Source organism: Methanoculleus chikugoensis, assembly GCF_019669965.1.
In the GTDB taxonomy this organism is placed as follows: domain Archaea; phylum Halobacteriota; class Methanomicrobia; order Methanomicrobiales; family Methanoculleaceae; genus Methanoculleus; species Methanoculleus chikugoensis.
Genome location: NZ_AP019781.1, coordinates 2,080,460 through 2,099,931, shown reverse-complemented (window position 1 = coordinate 2,099,931; position 19,472 = coordinate 2,080,460). Strand labels below are relative to the sequence as shown.

The 19,472-nt window shown below is 61.9% G+C and carries 24 protein-coding genes and 2 tRNA genes; all 26 read right to left on the bottom strand.

The features are described from left to right. Positions 1 to 92: 92 nt before the first annotated feature. Positions 93 to 1,778, bottom strand: a complete 1,686-nt coding sequence (locus MchiMG62_RS10610; RefSeq protein ID WP_221056926.1) for a glutamate--tRNA ligase — start codon at positions 1,776 to 1,778, stop codon at positions 93 to 95. 4 nt (positions 1,779 to 1,782) lie between these two features. Continuing rightward, entirely contained in the window at positions 1,783 to 2,748 is a 966-nt protein-coding gene (locus MchiMG62_RS10605) for a polyprenyl synthetase family protein (RefSeq protein WP_221056925.1), read from the bottom strand. Between the two features lie 8 nt (positions 2,749 to 2,756). Beyond that, positions 2,757 to 4,094, bottom strand: a complete 1,338-nt coding sequence (locus MchiMG62_RS10600; RefSeq protein WP_221056924.1) for an RNase J family beta-CASP ribonuclease — start codon at positions 4,092 to 4,094, stop codon at positions 2,757 to 2,759. A gap of 28 nt (positions 4,095 to 4,122) precedes the next feature. Further along, a complete protein-coding gene (gene fni / locus MchiMG62_RS10595; RefSeq protein ID WP_221056923.1) occupies positions 4,123 to 5,175 on the bottom strand; it encodes a type 2 isopentenyl-diphosphate Delta-isomerase in 1,053 nt (350 codons plus the stop codon). Positions 5,176 to 5,178: 3 nt separating this feature from the next. After that, positions 5,179 to 5,937 (bottom strand): isopentenyl phosphate kinase, encoded by a 759-nt coding sequence (locus MchiMG62_RS10590; RefSeq protein ID WP_221056922.1) that lies wholly within the window; start codon positions 5,935 to 5,937, stop codon positions 5,179 to 5,181. Further along, complete coding sequence (gene mvk / locus MchiMG62_RS10585) at positions 5,930 to 6,799, bottom strand: mevalonate kinase (protein ID WP_221056921.1); 870 nt, start codon at positions 6,797 to 6,799, stop codon at positions 5,930 to 5,932. Before mvk ends, MchiMG62_RS10590 begins: the two co-directional genes overlap by 8 nt. After that, positions 6,800 to 7,588, bottom strand: coding sequence for an AmmeMemoRadiSam system protein B (gene amrB, locus MchiMG62_RS10580; protein WP_221056920.1), 789 nt, complete (start codon positions 7,586 to 7,588; stop codon positions 6,800 to 6,802). A gap of 28 nt (positions 7,589 to 7,616) precedes the next feature. Further along, positions 7,617 to 8,234 (bottom strand): 30S ribosomal protein S2, encoded by a 618-nt coding sequence (gene rpsB / locus MchiMG62_RS10575; RefSeq protein ID WP_221056919.1) that lies wholly within the window; start codon positions 8,232 to 8,234, stop codon positions 7,617 to 7,619. A 1-nt stretch (position 8,235) separates the two neighbouring features. Beyond that, positions 8,236 to 9,423: a phosphopyruvate hydratase gene (eno, locus tag MchiMG62_RS10570; RefSeq protein WP_221056918.1), complete on the bottom strand. Its 1,188-nt coding sequence runs from the start codon at positions 9,421 to 9,423 to the stop codon at positions 8,236 to 8,238. Between the two features lie 7 nt (positions 9,424 to 9,430). Further along, complete coding sequence (locus MchiMG62_RS10565) at positions 9,431 to 9,598, bottom strand: DNA-directed RNA polymerase subunit K (RefSeq protein WP_221056917.1); 168 nt, start codon at positions 9,596 to 9,598, stop codon at positions 9,431 to 9,433. A 30-nt stretch (positions 9,599 to 9,628) separates the two neighbouring features. Next, a tRNA-Pro gene (locus tag MchiMG62_RS10560) sits at positions 9,629 to 9,702 on the bottom strand. Beyond that, entirely contained in the window at positions 9,703 to 9,891 is a 189-nt protein-coding gene (locus MchiMG62_RS10555) for a DNA-directed RNA polymerase subunit N (protein WP_054847994.1), read from the bottom strand. 34 nt (positions 9,892 to 9,925) lie between these two features. Continuing rightward, a complete protein-coding gene (locus MchiMG62_RS10550) occupies positions 9,926 to 10,327 on the bottom strand; it encodes a 30S ribosomal protein S9 (RefSeq protein ID WP_074368526.1) in 402 nt (133 codons plus the stop codon). 13 nt (positions 10,328 to 10,340) lie between these two features. Next, positions 10,341 to 10,763 carry a 50S ribosomal protein L13 gene (locus MchiMG62_RS10545; RefSeq protein ID WP_054847996.1) on the bottom strand — a complete coding sequence of 141 codons (423 nt, stop codon included), beginning with the start codon at positions 10,761 to 10,763 and terminating at the stop codon, positions 10,341 to 10,343. 5 nt (positions 10,764 to 10,768) lie between these two features. Beyond that, positions 10,769 to 11,137: a 50S ribosomal protein L18e gene (locus tag MchiMG62_RS10540; protein ID WP_221056916.1), complete on the bottom strand. Its 369-nt coding sequence runs from the start codon at positions 11,135 to 11,137 to the stop codon at positions 10,769 to 10,771. Continuing rightward, positions 11,134 to 11,964 carry a DNA-directed RNA polymerase subunit D gene (locus MchiMG62_RS10535; protein WP_221056915.1) on the bottom strand — a complete coding sequence of 277 codons (831 nt, stop codon included), beginning with the start codon at positions 11,962 to 11,964 and terminating at the stop codon, positions 11,134 to 11,136. The genes MchiMG62_RS10540 and MchiMG62_RS10535 overlap by 4 nt, the downstream gene beginning before the upstream one ends. After that, positions 11,964 to 12,353, bottom strand: coding sequence for a 30S ribosomal protein S11 (locus tag MchiMG62_RS10530; RefSeq protein ID WP_011844637.1), 390 nt, complete (start codon positions 12,351 to 12,353; stop codon positions 11,964 to 11,966). Before MchiMG62_RS10530 ends, MchiMG62_RS10535 begins: the two co-directional genes overlap by 1 nt. Before the next feature lie 4 nt (positions 12,354 to 12,357). After that, positions 12,358 to 12,906, bottom strand: a complete 549-nt coding sequence (locus tag MchiMG62_RS10525; RefSeq protein WP_221056914.1) for a 30S ribosomal protein S4 — start codon at positions 12,904 to 12,906, stop codon at positions 12,358 to 12,360. An 11-nt stretch (positions 12,907 to 12,917) separates the two neighbouring features. Then, a complete protein-coding gene (locus MchiMG62_RS10520) occupies positions 12,918 to 13,367 on the bottom strand; it encodes a 30S ribosomal protein S13 (RefSeq protein WP_074368521.1) in 450 nt (149 codons plus the stop codon). A gap of 34 nt (positions 13,368 to 13,401) precedes the next feature. Beyond that, positions 13,402 to 13,486, bottom strand: a tRNA-Ser gene (locus MchiMG62_RS10515). A gap of 358 nt (positions 13,487 to 13,844) precedes the next feature. After that, the gene (locus tag MchiMG62_RS10510) at positions 13,845 to 14,816 is read right to left on the bottom strand and encodes a deoxyhypusine synthase (protein ID WP_221056913.1); all 972 of its coding nucleotides are present in this window, start codon (positions 14,814 to 14,816) and stop codon (positions 13,845 to 13,847) included. Positions 14,817 to 15,506: 690 nt separating this feature from the next. Then, positions 15,507 to 16,289 carry a CBS domain-containing protein gene (locus MchiMG62_RS10505; protein WP_054848047.1) on the bottom strand — a complete coding sequence of 261 codons (783 nt, stop codon included), beginning with the start codon at positions 16,287 to 16,289 and terminating at the stop codon, positions 15,507 to 15,509. Beyond that, positions 16,286 to 17,125 carry a CBS domain-containing protein gene (locus tag MchiMG62_RS10500; protein ID WP_221056912.1) on the bottom strand — a complete coding sequence of 280 codons (840 nt, stop codon included), beginning with the start codon at positions 17,123 to 17,125 and terminating at the stop codon, positions 16,286 to 16,288. Before MchiMG62_RS10500 ends, MchiMG62_RS10505 begins: the two co-directional genes overlap by 4 nt. 7 nt (positions 17,126 to 17,132) lie before the next feature. After that, on the bottom strand, positions 17,133 to 18,080 hold the full coding sequence (locus MchiMG62_RS10495) for a CBS domain-containing protein (RefSeq protein WP_221056911.1): 948 nt from the start codon (positions 18,078 to 18,080) through the stop codon (positions 17,133 to 17,135). 39 nt (positions 18,081 to 18,119) lie between these two features. After that, positions 18,120 to 18,875, bottom strand: coding sequence for a CBS domain-containing protein (locus MchiMG62_RS10490; protein ID WP_221056910.1), 756 nt, complete (start codon positions 18,873 to 18,875; stop codon positions 18,120 to 18,122). Beyond that, positions 18,872 to 19,435 carry a CBS domain-containing protein gene (locus tag MchiMG62_RS10485; protein ID WP_221056909.1) on the bottom strand — a complete coding sequence of 188 codons (564 nt, stop codon included), beginning with the start codon at positions 19,433 to 19,435 and terminating at the stop codon, positions 18,872 to 18,874. Before MchiMG62_RS10485 ends, MchiMG62_RS10490 begins: the two co-directional genes overlap by 4 nt. Between the last annotated feature and the right edge of the window lie 37 nt (positions 19,436 to 19,472).

Sequence of the window (19,472 nt, the reverse complement as noted above, 5' to 3'; positions counted from 1 at the left end):
TCTTTCCGATGAGCATTACAAAACGGGTTGTCCTAGCGATAGATCGCCGGCCTCATCATGCGCGGCCGTAGCAGAAAAAAAGATGTGAACCGTTACCGGTGCGCAAAATACGCGCTCACCCGGCCGTCCTCGACCGAGTCGATCCGGGCAAACCCGATCCGCTCGAACTGGACGACGCGGTCCGCCTCCCCGGCGACCGGCGGCTCGCAGAACCCTTCGAGGCTCCCGTCCTGCTGCAGAAGCGTGCACGGGAGTTTCGCGTCCGCCGGCAGCCACTGGATGATCGGCGCCTTCTCGCTCCGGGCCTCCTCGAGCGAGTCGCCCGCGTAGGATATGCGCGGCGTATCGCCGTCCCACACGATCCTGACGTTGTAGAGGTCTTTCAACCGGACCATGCTTTTCCCTTCGATATCCGCCCGCGGGAGGAGGATCCTCCCCTCGGCGACGAGGGTGCGGACCCCCCGGGCGGGATCGCTCGGGTGGAGCGCCGCGTGCGCCTCGCGGCGCGGGGCGCCCTCGACGGTCACCTCGACCGGATCGGGGACGAAGAAGTAGCGGTTCGCCTTCGGGTCGACGAGTTCCTTGTTCCGGGCATACAGGTTCTCCCACGAGAACGATATGTCGGTCTCCCCGATCCCGATATCGATCATGGCGTTCCGGACGGCCTCCGGCTCGATACCGCGACGCGCGATCGCCCGCATCGTCCCGAGGTGGATGTCGTCCCAGCCGGTGTAGAGACCGCTCTTGATCCCCTCGCGCATCCCCGAGGTCGAGAGGACGACGCCCGATATCCCCATCCGGCCGTAGTGGCGGTAGACCGGCGGCTTCCACCCGAAGTAGTCGAAGAGGTAACGCTGCCGTCGCGTGTTCGCGATGTGGTCCTTCCCGCGGATGACGTGGGTGATCCCGAGCAGGTGGTCGTCCACCGCGACCGAGAAGTTCATCAGCGGAAAGACCGTGTTCTCCACCCGCGGGTGGAGAGGCGCGTTCACGATCCGCATCGCGGAGTAGTCCCGCATCGCCGGGTCGGGGTGAGCGAGCTCCGTCTTCACCCGGACGGTCGCGTCGCCCTCGTAGAACTCCCCATCAAGCATCTTCTGCCAGAGTTCCAGGTTCTCCTCCACCGTCCGCTCGCGGCAGGGGCATGCCTTCCCCTTGAGTTTGAGCTCGCGGAAACGTTCGGAGTCGCAGACGCAGACGTAGGCGCCGCCGAGTTCGATGAGCTTTCTGCACCAATCGTAGTAGATATCGAGGCGGTCGCTCTGGTAGACGATATCGGTGATCCCGAGTCCCAGCCACTCGATGTCCTCGAGGACCATCGCGTATGCCTCGGGATCGACCCTCCTCGGGTCGGTATCCTCGACGCGGAGGACGTATCGCCCGCCGTAGCGCCTGACGTAGTAGTCGTTCAGGACGGAGGCGCGGGCGTGCCCGAGGTGCAGCGGCCCGCTCGGGTTCGGCGCGAACCGCATCACCACACCGTTCTCCGCACCCTCGAGTGCGGGGAGTTCCCTCGACTTCTCGTGCGTCTCGGTGAGTTCCGCAACGAGTTCGGGCGCGAGTTCCAGAAGACGGCTTTTACGCTCGGCCGCGCTCATCGCCGCCACCTCCGCGATCGCCTTCCCTGCAAGAGGGCCGAGTTCCTTGGCCCGGCTCCGGAACTCCGGGTGCTTGCCGAGCACCGTGCCGATGACCGTCCCGCTCTTCGGGGCGCTGTCGTGCTTCACCGCGTTCTGCAGAGCGTAGATAAAGAGCAGGCGCTCGATATCGGTCTCCATAGTATCAGTTGCCTCGAGCGATGAAGAAATCGGCGATATCGCCGAGCAGACGTTTCTCCTCCGAGTCCGGGATGACCGAGAGCGCCTCTTTCGCGACGGCGGCCCGCTCGACGGCAACCGCCCTGACCTCGTCGATGACGCCGGCTTCCCGGAGCCGGGCGGTCAGGTCGTCGATCTCCGCACCGGAGAGTCTCCTCCGGTATGGGGCGAGATCGATCCCCTTCTCCCGTGCCCGGATGGCGATCAGGGTCTGCTTTCCTTCCCGGATGTCCGACGCCCGGTCCTTGCCGCTCGCGTCGCTGCTCGCGAGGAGATCGATGAGATCGTCCTGGATCTGGAAGGCGATGCCGCTGTTCACCCCGTACTGGTAGAGGGCGTCGGCCTGGACGGGGTTCGCTCCGGCAAGGATCCCGCCGATGGCGGCGGATGCCCCGTAGAGCACGCCGGTCTTCTTGCTGACCATCTCCAGGTACTCCACCTCCAGAACGTCGTCGCGCTTCTCGAACGCCATATCCATACTCTGCCCGTCGCAGATATCGGTGCACGTCCGGGCAAGCATCTTCACCGCCCGGATCTTGGCGGCGTCCGTGGCTTCCGAGAGGCAGATGAACTCGAACGCCTTCGCGTACAGAACGTCTCCCGCAAGGATCGCCGTCGGTTCGTCCCAGACCGTATGCACCGTCGGTACGCCGCGCCGGACGACGTCGCCGTCCATGATGTCGTCGTGGATGAGGGTGAAGTTGTGGGTCAGTTCGAGCGAAAGGGCGGCAGGGAGCAGGTCGTCGGAGCTCCCCTTTCTCACCGCATCCGCAGCGAGGATGACGACCGCCGGGCGGAGGCGTTTGCCGCCCGCAAGCAGCAGGTGGGCGCTCGCCCGGAAGAGATCGCCGTGGACGTCTCCAAAGTAACGGTGGAGCGCTTTGTCTATCCGCTCAGCATTCATCTCCAGATAGTCTTCAAGCGTCGTCATAGATGCTCCTACTTTATCAGGATACTCTTCCCGTTCCTCATGACGTGAAGGTCGTTGCCGAGGGTATACCCGATCTCCTCCGCGAACTTCGCGTACTCGCCGGTCATCCCGATGTCGCCGTGGGACGGGATGACGTGCTGCGGGTTCAAGAGGTGGAGGAACTCGTAGTGGTCCTCTTTGTACGCGTGGCCCGAGACGTGCAGGTCGTCGAAGATCCGCACGCCCGCCATCTTCGCACGGGCCTCGACCAGGTAGCGCTGCCCGTGGTTCATCGGGTTCGGGATCACCTTCGCTGAGAAGAGGATCTTGTCGCCCTTCTCCAGCTTGTAGGGGGTATCCCCCATCACGATCCTCGTCAGGATGGCGCCCGATTCTCCCTGGTGGCCGGTGACGATCGGGAGGAACTTGTCCTTCCCGGTCTTCATGATCCGCCGGAGCGTCCGGTCAACCGTCCGCCGGTTGCCGAACATCGAGAGGGTCTCGGGGAACCCGACCAGTTTGAGCTGTTCGGCCGCCGAGCTGTAGCGCTCCATCGAGCGCCCGAGGAGGACCGGTTTTCTGCCGATCTCGTGAGCGCATTCGGCGATCGTCTTCACGCGGGAGATGTGCGACGAGAACGTCGAGACGAATATGGCGCTCTTGTCGTCCTCGTAACTCGTGATGGTGTCCCGCACGAGATCCCGCGCGACCCGCTCGCTCGGGCAGCGGCCCTTGTCGGCGATGTTGACGCTCTCCGTGATGAGGGCGATGACGCCCTCCTTCCCGATCTGGCGCAGCCGGGCAAAGTCCGGTGGCTCCCCGAGCACCGGCGTCCGGTCGAGTTTGAAGTCGTTTGCATAAACGACCGCGCCCCGCGGGGTGTGCAGGACCGGGAAGACGGTGTCGATGATCGAGTGCTGGGCACGCACGAACTCGAGCGTCAGGTGCGGGGAGATGGTGTAGCGCTGCCCGGCTTTCAGGGCAAAGAGCTTGTTGTTCACCCCGAACTTCTGTTCGCCTGCAATCTGCTGCCGGATCAGTTCCGATGTATACGGCGTGCTGATGATCGGGGCGTTGTAGCGGTGCGCCAGTTTCGGGATCGCACCGATATGGTCAAGGTGTCCGTGCGAACAGACGATAGCCTTGACGCTCCCCTCGACCGCATTCATGATGGTGTCATCAGGAATGGCCTTCATCTCGATCAGGTCCAGGGAATGCATATTCTCGATATCAGCATCCTCGTGGATCATCACCTGGTCGAGCCGCAGGCCCATATCAAAGATGACAATCTCTTTTCCGCAGCGGACGGCAGTCATATTTCTACCGACTTCGTTATATCCGCCCACTGCTATGATTTCAATATCCATGTAGCCTCCTTGTAGAGTTTTTCCGTTGTTAGTCGCTGTTTTCAATCATTTGCCGGGTCAGGCCGGTTATATACGTCCTGGCGTGCCGGAGATCCGCTACAGACCGGGATCCCGTCAGGAACATCGCCACGCGGAGTTCGCGGTGCATCGCTTCGACGGCTGCAAAGAGCGCATCGTCGCTCTCCATGGCCGGTTTCAGGAGGGGAAGCGCCATGCCCCCGAGGTCCGCCCCGAGAGCAACAGCCTTCGCGATATCGACACCCGTTCGAAGTCCGCCCGTCGCGATGATCGGGCCTCCGGTCGTCCGCACCTCACAGAGGCTCACCGCCGTCGGTATGCCCCACGAGAGGAATGTCTCCCCGAGATCGGCGAGTTCGGGGCTGTTCGCCCGCAGGCGTTCAATCTTCGCCCACGACGTGCCCCCGTAGCCGCCGATATCGATGGCGCTTGCTCCGGCACCCCGGATAATCCTTGCGGTTCCGGCCGATATGCCGGAACCTGTCTCCTTCACGATGACGGGGTAGGAGAACTCGTTGCAGAGGTTGCGCAGCGCTTCGATGCACCCCTCTGCGTTGTGATCGCCCTCCGGCTGAATCGCTTCCTGGAGCGAATTGACGTGGATGGCGATCGCCTGTGCATCGATCATCTCGACAGCCCGTTCCGCCCACTCGATGCCGTGGTCGCGGAGCTGGATGATTCCCAGGTTCGCACAGAGGAACGCGTGTGGCGCTTCCTCCCGCACGACGGTGAAACTCCCCTCCAGTTCGGGCTTCTCCAATGCCGCTCGCTGAGAACCGACACCCATGCCGAGGTTGTAACGCTCGGCGGCCCGTGCGAGCCGCCGGTTCACCTCGAGGGTGTCCGGATGTCCTCCGGTCATCGCTGCAATGAAGAGGGGGGAGCCGAGCGCTCTACCGAGGAACCGCGTCTTCGTCTCGATCGCGTCCATGTCGCACTCGGGAAGGGCGTTATGCACCAGGCGCACGTCCCCGAATCCGGCGTCGCCGGCCTCGACGGGCTGCTCGCAGCAGATCTGCAGGTGATCCCGTTTTCTTGAAGACGTGGCGGTCTCTTTCTCCATGGTTTACTCCTTTGCGGTTATCGTTGTTCCGCCATGTCCGGTGCCGTCCAGGAACCGGCCGATCTTCGAGACATGGAAGATGTGTGAATCGATGCCGGCATCGGCCAGCGCCAGGAGTTCCGCGATCTTGCCTCGCATCCCCCCGGTCACGTCGGTGTTTCCCGACCCGCCGACATCGAGCGACTCTACCGTGCTCCGGTCGATCCGCGGGACGACCGCGCCGTTCGCGAGGACGCCGGGAACATCCGTCGCAAGGCCCACGCGCCTGCTTTCGAGAGCGGCGGCAAGACGGGTCACCAGCTGGTCGCCCGAGACGATGCAGGAGCCCCGGAGCCGGTCCATCACCACGTCGCCGTGCAGCACGGGCACAATGCCGTGTTCCGTCATTTCGGCGATGTGGCGGGTCTCGAACGAGACCAGGCGCCCGTCTTCGGCGAGGCAGAGGTCGAGGGGGTGGATACCGATCGCCTCGACCCCCGCGTCCCGCAGGGCGTTGACGACCGCCGTGTTCAGGCTTGAGACGGCGGTATGCGTCTCGTAGACGCCGGGGACGTTCTCCGCGGAGAGACCATCGTTGATCCGGTAGCGCCGGGCCTCGGGATGCCCGCACGACCCCGCACCGTGGACGAGCACGAGTGCGGTCTCTCGGCGTGCGGCGAGTTCTGCCGCAATCCCGCGCAGGCGGGCATGATCGATGGCGCAGTCCCCCGACTTGTCGGTGATCACGCTCCCTCCCAGTTTCAGTACCACACTCTCAGTCATGCTTCTCTCTTCTCGCGCCGTCCGTATCTATCGACGTGATGATTGCCCGCCCTTCGCAGGCCTCGATCGCCCCGGCAACCCGGCTCTTTGCACGCCTTGGGCAGAGGGCGATGATGCACCCGCCGCCGCCGGCTCCCGTGATCTTTGCGCCGTACGCGCCGCTTGCCCGCGCCGCAAGCACGAGTTTGCTGCTCACCGGGTGCCCCACGCCGAGCGCCTCCAGGAGGGCGTGGTTCATATCCATGTACTGCCCGAGTTCCTTCGGGTTGCCGATGTTATGGAGGGCTGCGAGCGTCAGAGCCCCGATGGCGTCCAGGATCGGGTTCGCGACCTCGGGATGCTTCCGCTGCAGTGTTCCGACCAGTTCCACCATCTTTGCGGTGCTGTGCGGCACCAGGGTATTCCCCACGACGACCTGCAGGTTCTCGGGCGGCAGTCGCCGCTTGGAGTTCCCCGTGATCAGCACCATGCCGCCGTTTGCACAGACGTAAGTGTCGGTGGGGCTTGCCCGGCCTTTCTGGACCTTCTTCTCGATGGCGAACGCGGTCTCGGCGATGTACTCGCGGGCGTGCCCGAGATTGAACTCATCGTTGATCGCAGAGAGCGTCGCCACCGTCACCGCGGCCGACGACCCGAGCCCCGACGAACTCTGGAGCTGGGAGTGGACGTAGACGCTGCCCCGGACACCCATCATCCTGAAACACTCGTCGATGTAGGGCGACTTCGGGCGGGTCGGATTGCGCGTTTTCCTCACCGTGACGAAGACGCGCGGCTTGATCGCCATCGCGACGCCCGGTTTTCCGTAGACCACTGCATGCTCGCCGAAGAGGAACACCTTGCCCGGAGCGCTCCACGTTGCCAATCAGACCACCGCTATTGCCGCATACCCCACTACCTGATTGTAATCCTCCGTCACGTCGCCGCTCGTCGTATACCGTAAGAGTTCCCCTCTCGTCGCACCGAGCGACCGGCATGCCATGCACATGGTCGCGATCGGTCCGTAGCCGCAGACCGTAGCGCGTGTCTCCTGGAGCCGCCGGTAAAACTCGGGGATGTCCAGGGTTTTGAGCGCGTCGATCGCGTACAGGTCCTGCCGCCGGGCCACCTCGTCCGGGACGTAATGGGAGAAATCGCTCGAGGCGACGATCCGCACGTCCCGTTTCGTGTGCTCGATTGCCTGGAGCAGGTGCTCCGCAAGGTTTTCCGCTGCCTCGTAGGTCTGTTCTCCCATGAGGATGGGTGCGGCTCTTGCCCTCGGGAACCGGTATTTTATGATCGGCATCTGCACCTCGATCGAGTGTTCGCTCCGGTGCGATGCCTCGTCTATCTCGATATCCATCGCGTCGATGAACTCCGTATCGACATCGACGATCCCGAGCGGCGTCTCCCACGGTACGGCGGAGGCAGAGGTCATGTATCCCCGGTGACTCGGGCCGATGACCAGAAACGTGCCGTCAAAATCAGGTGGTATGGTAGAGAATGCACAGGCTCCCGTCTCTCCCGAGTAGACGTATCCGGCGTGGGGAGAGACGATCCCCCGGGACAGTATCCCCGGGGCCTTTTTCCGGAAGAATGTCTCCAGCAGTTGCTCCAGATGCCTGGGCTCGGCAGGATAAAACATTCCCGCTACACTGCATGGGCGCATATCCATCAACGATCGAGCTCTTGTGCTTCGGATCTTATAACTCTGTCTCAAAGTCTTCGGGCGTGAGCGATGTGGTCACGCCGCGCAGGCGGAGCAGTTCCTTTGTCAGGATGTAGTAGATCACCGAGAGCGCCTTCCGACCCTTATTGTTCGTCGGAATGACCAGGTCGACGTACTTCGTCGTGTTGTTGGTGTCGCAGAGCGCGACGATCGGGATGCCGGTCTGGACGGCCTCGTCGATCGCCTGGGCATCGCCGATGGGATCGGTCACCACGACGACGTCGGGCTCGATGTAGGTGTTTAAGCCGTGTAGACGCTGGTTGGTGAGCATCCCGGGGATGAAGCGGCCGATGACGGCCATGCCGCCGACGGCGTCGGCGAACTTCTTGGCCGGGTACTGGCCGTACTGCCGGGAGGTGACGACCAGGATCTTCGAAGGCTCGTACTGCGAAAGGAACTTCGCTGCGGTCTTGATCCGCTCGTCGGTGGCCTGGATGTCCAGGATGTAGAGCCCATCCCCGCGGACGCGGTAGATGAACTTCATCATGTCCTTGCTCTTCTGCTGGGTGCCGATATGCACACCTGCCGCAAGGTACTCCTCGACGGGCATCAGCGGTTCTTTCAGTTCAATCTCAAGTTCGTTTCCTGTCAAGTTAGATCAGCTCCTCTATGCGAATCAGTTCGTTTAGTTTGGCTATCCGCTCCCCGCCGACCACGCCGGTCTTGAGGAAGATGCACCCGAACGCGGTTGCAAGGTGCGCTATCGTCGCGTCGGTCGTCTCTCCGGAACGGTGGCTCATGACGCTCTCCATACCGTTCTCCTGCGCGAGGCGTATCGCCTCGAAGGTGTCGGTGAGCGTCCCTATCTGGTTTGGTTTGATCAGGACGCAGTTCGCTGCGCCCATCTCGACGCCCTTCGTGATCCGCTCGACGTTGGTCACGAAGAGGTCGTCGCCGCAGATCAGGCACCGGTCCCCGACCTGTTCGGTCAGGTCGGCGAATGCCTCAAAGTCCTCCTCGAAGAGAGGGTCCTCGATGTAAATGAGGTTGTAGCGGTCGACGAGATCCGCCATATAAGCGATCTGGCCCTCCCGGCTCCGCGCCGCGTCTTTGTAGCGGTACTGCTCGCCGTTCCACATCTCGCTTGCTGCTACGTCGATCCCCATCCTGACCTCGACGTTCGTCTCGTCGGAGACGGCGGCGATCGCTTCGGTGATGATCTCGAATGCCTCAATGTCGGATACGGCAGGTGCCCAGGCGCCTTCATCCCCTTTCCCGGAGAGTTTGCCCTGCTCCTGCAGCATCTTTTTCACGGTCTTGTGAACGGCAGCGTTCACGAAGACGCCTTCCGTCGCGCCACAGGCCCCGGTGGGAACCACCAGGAACTCCTGGATTGAGGTGGCGTTCGGGGCATGCGCGCCTCCGCCGATGACGTTGCCGAGCGGCAGAGGCGTATCGGCGGCGAACGTGCCCCCGAGGTAGCGGAAGAGTTCAAGATCGAGGGACGACGCAGCCGCCTTTGCACACGCAAGCGAGAGCGCTACGGCGACGTTCGCGCCGATCGAACTGAAGTCGGCCGTTCCGTCGTTCTCCCTGAGCAGTGCGTCGAACGTGATCTGATCACGGGTATCTTCACCCATGAGCGATGGAATCAGGTTTTTCTGTGCGTCCTCGACAGCCTCGCGCGGCGGCCGCACCTTTGCTTCATAGGTTCCGGTGCTGGCACCACTGGGTGCCGCAGCCCGCCCGAAACCGCAATCGGTGTAGATCTCAGCCTCGACGGTCTCGTTCCCGCGGCTATCCAGGATTGTTCTCAGGATAATCTGTTCGATGGTCGTCATCAGATCACTACTTTCTCTTCACCGTTATAGGGATCACGCCTTTATCGAACTCTTCGAGTGCGATCTCGAGTGGCTCCGTATTTGGTGTTTTGACCAGAACAGGTGCACCCATCGAGATCTGAAGAGAGCGCGCCCCTATAATTCGCGCCCGTTCATACCGGGTATAAGATTCCATCGTGCAGCCTCAAAATCATTCATGATAAAATGGGGTCGCTGAGATTTGAACTCAGGTCACAGCATCCCGAACGCCATAGGATGGCCAGGCTACCCCACGACCCCTCATTGGTACGGATTCAGGTCCTCCACAATTTCCTTGTGCGTCAGCAGCATCCGTCTGCAGCAGTAACGCTCCAGACCGAGATCGTCGAGGATCCGTTTCGGATCCTCGCCGGCATCCCGCCGCTCCTTGAACTCCTTCCAGGCTGTAGAGACGACCTTACCGCATGTAAAACATCGTACGGGTATCATAATAATGGTTCAGCATCCCATATATCTCTTTTGCTCACCGGTAGGACTTCTGGAACCGTGCCCGTGCTCCGGGGCCGTGCGGCTTCTTGGTTTCTTTCTGCCGCGAGTCGTTTACGAGCAGCGTCCGGTCGTACGCGAGGAATGCGTCCTTGATCGCGGGGTCGTTGTGCCACTCCACGATGCCGCGCGCGAGCGCTGTCCGGACCGCTTCGGCCTGCCCCATCGTGCCGCCGCCGGAGACGTCGATCGCCGCGTCGACACCGTCGAGCGCGTTCGGCACCAGCAGCAGCGGTTCGGCGATCTTCATCCGGACGAGCTCCGTCCCGTAGATCTCCAGGGGCACGGAGTTGACGCGGACCCGGCCGTTGCCGGGCTTTAAGGTCGCGCGGGCGATTGCCGTCTTTCTCTTACCGCTTGAATTGATGATCTTTGCCACTTCATCACCTCATCTAGTATTTTGCTCCGAGGTTGTTGCTTATCGCCCCGATCGTCACGTATCTCGTGTTGCCCAGCCGGTCGACGTGGGCCGCTTCGAGCGTCTCCGTCTCCATCCCGGTAAACTCCATCGGAACGCCGACGTAGGTCTTGATCCGCTTGAATGCCGCGATACCGCGCTCGCGCTTGTAGGGGAGCATTCCGCGGATGGTGCGCTTGACGATATGGTCGGGCCTGCGCGGGAAGAACGGGCCGCCCTCGCGGGAACCGCGCTCGCGCTTCGTGGTGTAGTTCGCGAGCACCTGCGCCTTGTTTCCGGAGACGATTGCCTTTTCCACGTTCACGATGGCGATCTCCTCGCCGGCAAGCGCACGCTGCGCGACGATGCTGGCCATCCTTCCGAGCAGTAATCCGTCTGCGTCGATAACTGTAACCATTCGTCTCACCTGAGGATCCGTACCCTGCTCCCCGTCGGGTTGTCCCGGACGAGGTCCTCGATAGTCATGCACGTCCCGTTTGCGCCGGTGATCTTGCTCACCGCCGCCTCGGAGAAGTCCAGTGCGGCAATCTTCACCGGCAGGCTGAGCGCGCCGCTGCCGAGCACCTTGCCCGGCACCAGGATCGTCTCGCCTTCGTTCGCGTACCGGTCGATCTTGCTGAGGTTCACCTCGGCGTAGTTCTTCCGGGGCGCATCCAGCCTCTTTGCAATCTCGCGCCAGATGTTCGCCTCATGCACGCGCGACGCATCTTTGAGCGTCACGATGAGGGCGGTCAGCCGGGGGTTCGATTTAGTCTCGTTTGTCTTCTTCATTCAGTCCCCTCTCCCGTAATCTCGTTCATCACGTCTACCAGGTCGTCTGATGATCTCTGGATATACTGTAGCGCTCTCTCGATGATCTCGCGGACGGGCATTGAACCGTCGCTCTCCACCACGAAGATGAATCTCTCGGCGTCCGTGCCGATACGGATGGCCGCTTCAGTGCCGATCCCGCCGGCAAGGCATGCCCGCTCGCAGAGCTTGCAGAGGGAACAGAGTTCCTGCCGCCCTTCGGTGACCCGGACTTTTCCCTGCGCCGTCTCGAGCACGTTCCTCGGGCACTCGTCGATGCACATGCCGCACCCGTCGCACCTCGCGTCGATGGCGATTATGGGGTAGTTCTTGTAACCGCAGGCGGTCGTCGCCTGCCACTTGGCATGCTCTTTTCCGGTGCCGACGACTGCGTGCGCTTCGAGCACGACCTTCTGGTCTTTCGCGAGTTCGATGATGGGGATGCCCTCCTCCGCCGGTGCGGCGTCGGGATCCTGCGGTATCAGGTCGCTTGAGCTGACGATCTTCGGCCCCTCGACGGAGAGCGTATAGGTCGCGGTGCAGGCCGAGCACCCGGCGCCTTCGCAGGTACACTCGCTGCGCGGTTTGTAGACCTTGAGGTCTGTCCGGAGCGGAATGAGTCCCAGGCGGTGCGCCAGCATCTCGTCGAAGAGAACGCTCGTGTTGTCGTAGATGCGGACATCTTCGATGGCGAGCGTCGGCACTTCGCTGATCATTGCCCGCCGAAGCATATTGGCGAACGACGTCGAAACGCCGCTCAGGGTGAATTTGGCGACTCTCTCATCCAGTCGAGAAAACGCTATCTCCATTACACTCTCCTTCCTCTCCGGCCGCCTTTGCCGCGGATGCTGTCGTGAGGCACCGGGGTGACGTCTTCGATGCGGCCGATCCTCATCCCTGCACGGGCGAGGGCACGGATCGCTGCCTGGGCGCCGGGCCCGGGGCTCCGCTGTTTGCCCCGGCCGGGTGCGCGGACCTTCACGTGGACGCCGGTGATCCCTTTGTCCCGTGCGTTCTGCGCGACCTGGATCGCCATCTGCATGGCGGCATACGGCGAGCTCTCGTTCCTGTCCTGTTTCACGACCATGCCGCCGCTGCTCTTGGTGACCGTCTCCGCTCCGGAGAGGTCAGTGACGGTGATGATGGTGTTGTTAAAGGAGGCAAAGATGTGCGCGATGCCCCATTTCTCTTCTGCCATGGTGTTACCTCACTCCTGCGCGGGCGATGCGGCTTCTCTCGGGATGAACCTCGTTCGTGAGCGGGGAGGGGCCGTAGTAACTGATCTCGACCTCTTCGGCTCTCTCGACCCGGTAACTCGGGACGGTCACGCGGCGGCCTTTGATTGCGATGTGGCCGTGGGTGATGAACTGGCGAGCCTGCTTGGGGGATCGTGCGAACCCTTTGCGGAGAACCAGCGTCTGGAGCCGGCGGTCGAGCTGCTGCTCGACTTTGAGCGCGAGAACGTCACCGACATCGGCGTTCTCACCGACGATACCGTAGCGGTACAGGTGGTTGACGAGCTGGTCTCTCTTCTTCTGGTAGTCCTCGGTGCTGAGTCCGCCCGAGCGGAGCGCCACCAGTTCACGGGCGGCGGAGCGGTACTTCCGCAGCACGCTCTGGGCCTTCCAGAGTTCGCGCTTGTTCCGCAGGCCGTAATCGATGATGAGCCGCTTTTCGTCCTCAAGCCGGGTCTTCTCAAACCGCCGCTTGGGCGTCGCATACGTTTTGTAGTTTTTTCCGGGATATCCCATTCAATCACCACTCAATCCTTCTTTCTCTTGACGCCGACGGTCGTGCCGGTTCTTCCGGTGGACTTGGTGCGCTGGCCGCGGACCTTCTGTCCGGTCTCGTGCCTGATGCCGCGGTAACTCCGCATCTTTCTCATGCGGTTGACGTCGTCGTCGTTCATCATGGTGAGATCGGTCCCGAGCAGGTGGCGGACCTCTCCGGTGTAGACGTCTTTCTGGCGGTTGACCATCCAGTCGGGCACCTGTTCCGTGTAGGTGTCGACGGCGTTCGCGATCCGCTCGACCGATTCGTCGTCGAGTTTGCCGAGCACGGCACGGGGATCCACGTTGGCAAGGGCGGTGATGGTGCGCGACGTGTGCGGACCAATGCCCTTGATCCCGGTCAGTGCGATCTGCACTGACTTGGTGCCGTCGAGATCAGTGTTTCTGACTCGAACAAAGTACTTTATCTCTTCTTCATCCATGTGATCGCCTCATCATCGACGTTGTCGGTGAAAGCGCTGAGGGAGGGATTTGAACCCTCGAGTCCCAGGGGGACACAGGTTTAGCAAACCTGCGCCATACCAGGCTTGGCTACCTCAACATAGAACTTCGCATCTTTCGACACTCGCAACACGCGATGTGCTGCTCCAGACACAGCATTCTATGACTTGTGCCTACTAATTTTGGCCCCATTGATTAATAATAATTGTGGTGGTCTGAGGCCGGGGTGGCGGGCGGTCCCGGTCTCCGCGAGAGTCAATACAAATGGGTTCCATGCACGTTCCTATACCGCTGTCGCACGCGAAGCCGCGAAGAGCGATGGGCCGAAGGGCAGGAGCTTGAACACCGTAGGTGCGAAGAACGCGAAGCAAGCACTCAGACACCAGACTTCGCGTTCTTCGCGTGAGACTTCATTATTGTCTCCTGTTGACTTGCGTGAGCCCGGGCATCCACTCCGATTACTGCCGGGGCGCCTGGCGGGCGCGCTCGACTCCGCTCCCGATCAGCCCCGATGCGACGATGGGAAGCGCGATCGTCGCGTCGCAGAAGCACTGGACGCGAGGGGACTCGGGCGCCTCCTTGCCCCAGCTGATCGCCTCCTCGAACGTGCACCCGGAGAGGCCGCCCCAGTGGGGGGCGTCGGTGGTGTACTGGATGGCGTAGGCGTGCCCGCCGAGGTTCTGGTCGTGGATCGACGCGATGACCTGGGTCTGCTGGATAAAGTTCTTCGGGACGCCGCCGCCGACGTAGATGACGCCGGTCTTCTTCGCGTCCTCGACCATGCGGGTGATCTCGTCGGTGTCGGCGAGCTGGTCGATATCGACGTCGACCCCGCGCCGGCGTGCCATCACGAGGCCGATCCCGATGGACGAGTCGCAGAGGGCGGGGATGAAGATCGGGACACCGTATTCGGCGCAGGTGGCGACGAGCGACCGGCCTTCCGGCCGCCGTTCGCGGAGCCAGTTCCCGAGGCGGCGGATGAACTCCCGTGAGGAGCCCCGGAACGGTGCTATCTCGTCGGCGAACCGGGCGATCTCCGCGTCGATGCTCCGGAACTCCTCTTCGTAGGCGAAGACGTCGTAGATCCGGTCGATCCCCTCCGCAAAGAGCGCTTCGTCGTCTGCGTGGTGGTGGCCGAGATAGTGCCGGACGCCGAGGTGCTCGCAGGTGTCGTGGAAGATGTTCGCGCCCGTCGAGACGATGACGTCAACGTAACGGTGTTTGACGAGTTCGATGAGCACGTTCTGCATGCCTGCGGGGATCATCGCGCCCGAAAGTCCCATGAATATCGTGCAGTCCGGATCCGAGACCATCCTGGTCCAGACGCCGAGCGACTCCCCGAGTTTTCTCCCCTGAAAGCCGGTCTGGCTCATGGATAGAAGGAGGGCCGTTATATTGCTGGTTGGTTTGACTGGCTGCGTTGGTTTCATGGAAATATCGTGATATCATTTCGGATTGTGGCCTATTAATGGTTGGTGCCGACCCGATGGAGGGGGCGGATGGAGGTTTTTGGGCTGTCATTGTGGCGGGTCGGGAGGAGTGGGTGGGGGCTACAAAGGAGGACCTTACGCAATAGAGACAGGGGAGGGGGCACGCCCCCCCTCGCACCTAACGGTGCTCAAGCTCGCTGCGCTCGCACTCCGCACCCTTCGGGTGCTCGAGCTCCGTTCCTACGGAACATCGCACTCCCCGTCAGCCCCTCCCCCAGTGGCGATACCCCCATGGTCCACTGCATGGGTGAGAACCCGGGGAAGAACCGTGCACGGCTTCCCGCCGGCTATCCCCACGCACTGCCCCCGCCCCTTGCGGGCGGGGAACGACTGCCGGAACGGCAGGAGTTCGAGCGCCGCAGGTGCGGTTGAGGAGCGCGAAGCGCGGGCGGGGTGGGGGCTACAGGAATCGCGGATAGGTAAAGGCAGAGGAGGGAGGATGCCCCACCACCCCCGGTGGCGACACCCCTGGTTCACCGGCTGGGAGACGCTGGCGAAGAATCGCACACGGTTTCCCATCGCCCCGCCCCCCGGGCAGGGTTACGACTACAGAATATGCCGTTCTCGTTCCCAAAAATCCCCGCGGCCGCCCCGCCGCCCGCAAAAAAAGTGGTAGTAGTATCCGGCCCTTCACAGGGCCTGCACGAGCGAGTTCCGGGTCACGACGCCCGCGATCCTGCCGTTCCGATTGATCGGGACGGAACTGATGTTCTTCTTGAGCATCAGGTCGATGACGTCGGAGACGTCCGTATTCGCGTCCATTGAGATCAGGGGCGTGGTCATGATGTCCCGCACGAGCAGGTTCCTGATCCGGTACTCCTGCCGGGTATCCTCCACGAGATCCTTGATCGCGTGGAGCGCCTTTGCGACATCGGTCTCCGTGACGATACCGAGGACGGCGTCTCCGTCTTCGACGATGAAGCGGTCGATCTCGCCGTCAAGCATCCTGCGGCGGAGGTGGACGGCGCGCTCCTCGCTCTGGATGGTGTGCGCCGGTTCCATGACGTCGAGGGTGCCACCCGCCGGGCGGAGCACCTTCAGGAGATCGCCCGCCGTCACCTGCCCGATAAGGCGGTGCTCGGCGTCGAAGACCACCACCAGCTTGTAGTGCTGGAGCAGCGGCACCAGAACGTCGATGCTCTGGTCCGGATACGCGGAGGTGAAGTTCTCCTCGACCGTGTTCGCGACATGAATGGATGTGGCCTTCAGCGCCTGGGTCTTCCTGCTCCCGAGCGTCTCGGCGATTGCCGCGCGGGACGTCGTTCCGATGACCGTGCCGTTGTTGGTCACGATCAGCGGATCGACGCCCTCACCGAGCATCTTATCGAGCGCTTCGCTGACAAAGGCGGACTTCGCGATGGTGATCGGTTTTGCCATCACGTCTTTGACAAGTACCTGAAATCTGTCGCTCATTTTGCCACTTCCTTGATGATATCATCTCTCTTGAGCATACCCCGGATATCGCCGTCCTCCACGACTGCGAGGCTGTTGATCTGGTTCTCCAGCATCAGCCCGACGGCATCCTGGAGGGATGCATCGGGGGATACGGTGATGACCGGGCGGCTCATGATGTCTTCCGCAACTGCCGATACCTCAACGACGTATCTGAAGCGTTTCTGCCCCGCCGGCGCCTCCTTCCTGAGGTGAGTAACATCCTTCCTGGGCAGGTTCATCCGTTCGTCCAGATACTCGTAAAATGCGAGGTTACTCTCGGTAATTATGCCGGCAAGGCTTCCATTGTCGTTGACGACAATAAGTTTATCGTTTTTTCCCTTTATCGTGTCGATGACGTGGTCCAGCGAGTGATACCGGTTCACCGTGACCGCATCCTCCATGATATCGCTGACCTTTGCGGTGAGCCCGCGGATATGGGCCGACCGCATCACATCCAGTTTGGTGACGATGCCGCTCACCCTGCCCTCTTCGACGACGGGAATCCCGGAGATGTCCTTATCGAGCATGATGGCCGCGATCTCGCGGATGCCGGTCTGTGGCGCTATCGTGATCGGTTCGGGCGCCATCAGGATACTGACCGGAATCCGGTCGATCGGGCGCCTCCGCCACATCGGTTCCGTCTGCCTGAGCCGGTATGCGATATCCTTCTTGGTGAGGATACCCCGGAGTTCGTCCCCTTCCATGACGGGCAACCGCGACACCCGGTGTTTGAGCATGAGGTTTCGCGCATAGGCGACATTATCCCCCGGCGCAACGACGTACACCGGAGATGCCATCACATCAATGGCACGCATCTTCGCATCACTCCTCAGAAAATGCTTTCACAAGGTCGTATTCCGTAACGAGGCCGACAAGGTGCGAGTCCTCGATGACCGGGAGCGCCCCGACACGCCGCCGGATCATCTCGAGGGCGATCTCGTGGATGTTCCGGTCGGGCGTGATGGTGTGCAGTTCCCCGGAGAGGAGCGAGCGCACCGGCACCCCCATGACCTCGATGGAGTCCCCGGTCGTCAGCTGCTCGAACGCCTTGCCCTTCCCGAGATAACTCATGATATCGGTGGCGGTGACGATCCCGCAGAGGACGTCGTCGGCAACAACCGGAAAGCGCCTGAACCGGCATTTCACCATCTCCCGGCAGACCTTGCCGATCGGTGTGTCGGGGCCGGTGACGCGTACCGACGAGTTCATGATATCCTCCGCCTTGCGGCCCGAGTTCTCCGTGGCGAGCACCTTCATCACGTCGCGCTCGGTCACGATGCCCTTCAGTTCTCCTTCCGCGTCGGTGATGGGGATCCCGCCGATATTTTTGTTGACGATGATATCGACCGCGTCGGCGATGGCTCCGGTCACGGGCATCGTGACCAGGTGCGGCGTCATGATCTCGCGGAGCCCCTCGTTGATGGCCGCGAGGAAGTTCCCCCCGTGCTTCACCTGCACGAGGTTGAACTTGTCGCCGCCGCCCATGAAGTTGATGATGTCGCCGACGGTCACGATCCCCCGGAGGTGGCGCGTTCCGGGATCGACGACCGGCAGCCTGCGGAACCCTTCCCGGGTCATGATCTCGACCGCCTGGATGATCGTGGTCGTCTGCTGCGCCACGACGACATCCCTTGTGGCGATCGCCATGATCTCGCCTTCATGCTCGGCAATCTTTGTCTTGAAGTCGACCGGCCCGCGTTCGCGTTTTCCGGGCATCTTCAGGAGCCTGTCGGCCGGTTTCTTATCCGAGTTATTCGAGTTGGGTTGCATCGTATCACTCCTCTGAAATTATAGGGTCTGGAACTGCTCTCAGGGCAAACGGCCGCTGAGGACGTCATGCCGGTCGATAACGCCGACGAGCCGCTTCTTCTCGTCGATGACCGGGAGCATGCTGATGTCGTGTTCGACCATCAGCCGGCTTGCCGTTGCTATCGTGTCGTCCGGCGCCACCGAGATGACGGGTGTCGTCATCACCCGCTCGACGGTGGTGTCTGCCTGGTTCTTCACCGATATGCGGACACTCCCGGCGCGCAGGAGATCCCGGCGGGAGACTACGCCGATAGCCTCATTCTTCTGCACCACCGGAAACGCGGTAAACCCGCTCGTGACGATCAGGCTGTAGATGCGGTGTATGGGCTCGTCCGGCGTGCAGGTGACGGGTTCTCGCGACATGGCGTCCTCGACCCTGCCGGGGATGGTGCGGCGCGAGATCAGGACGGGGAAGAGTTCGGAGAAGAGCACCCCTCCCTGGTATACGCCGTCTTCGTTGACCACCGCAGCGCTGTTTGTGCGGGCGTTCATGATAGCGATGCCTGTCTCCGCAAGGGGGGTATCCGGGGCGGCCTGAGCGGCCTCCCGGACGAACCCTTTGATCGTGACGTTCGACTTGGTGTCCATGACTCGCAGGACGTCGGAGATGTCGAGATAACCTCGCAGACGGTTCTTCTCGTCCACGACGTAGACCTCACGAAAGACGTCGTCCCTGAGGATGCTCCGTGCTTTTGTGACGTAATCGTCGTAATGCAGGGTGGGGATATCCACCATCAGGTCTGAGGCCACCTTCATAGCAACTGCTCCTCCTCCCGACAGGCGGGGCAGAGCATAAGGTTGTCGACCCTTGATAAGTCGTCGGAGATGTTCCCGCACCGGTCGCATACCCCCATGGCGTACACCTCTTCGCGGTTGATCTCGATGAGATCCGCGAGGAGTTCGTTCACTTCGGCCGCGACGGTGAGGATGTCCCGAACTGTCACGATCCCGATGACCATCTGGTCTTCGACGACGGGGAGCCTGCGGACACGGTGCTTCACCATCATTGCCGCGGCGTCCCCGACCAGCTTCTCGGCGCCGATCGTGATCAGGGGCGTGCTCATGATCTCGCTGACGTGAATTTCACCCGGTTTCAAGTCTTTAGCCACGACTTTGCAGTTGATATCTTCCTCCGTGACGATCCCGGTAGGCAGGTTGCTCTGCAGCACAATACAACTCCCGACCTCGTCGCGGCACATGATCTGCGCCGCCCGGGCGACAGTCTCCCCGACATCGATGGTCGTCGGATGGCTCTGCATGACCTCCCTGACCGGTATGCGTGTCTCGAAATGGATGGTATCACTATTATTCATCATGGAATTCTCCTAATCTGGTCGCAATTAGAGCCGATTT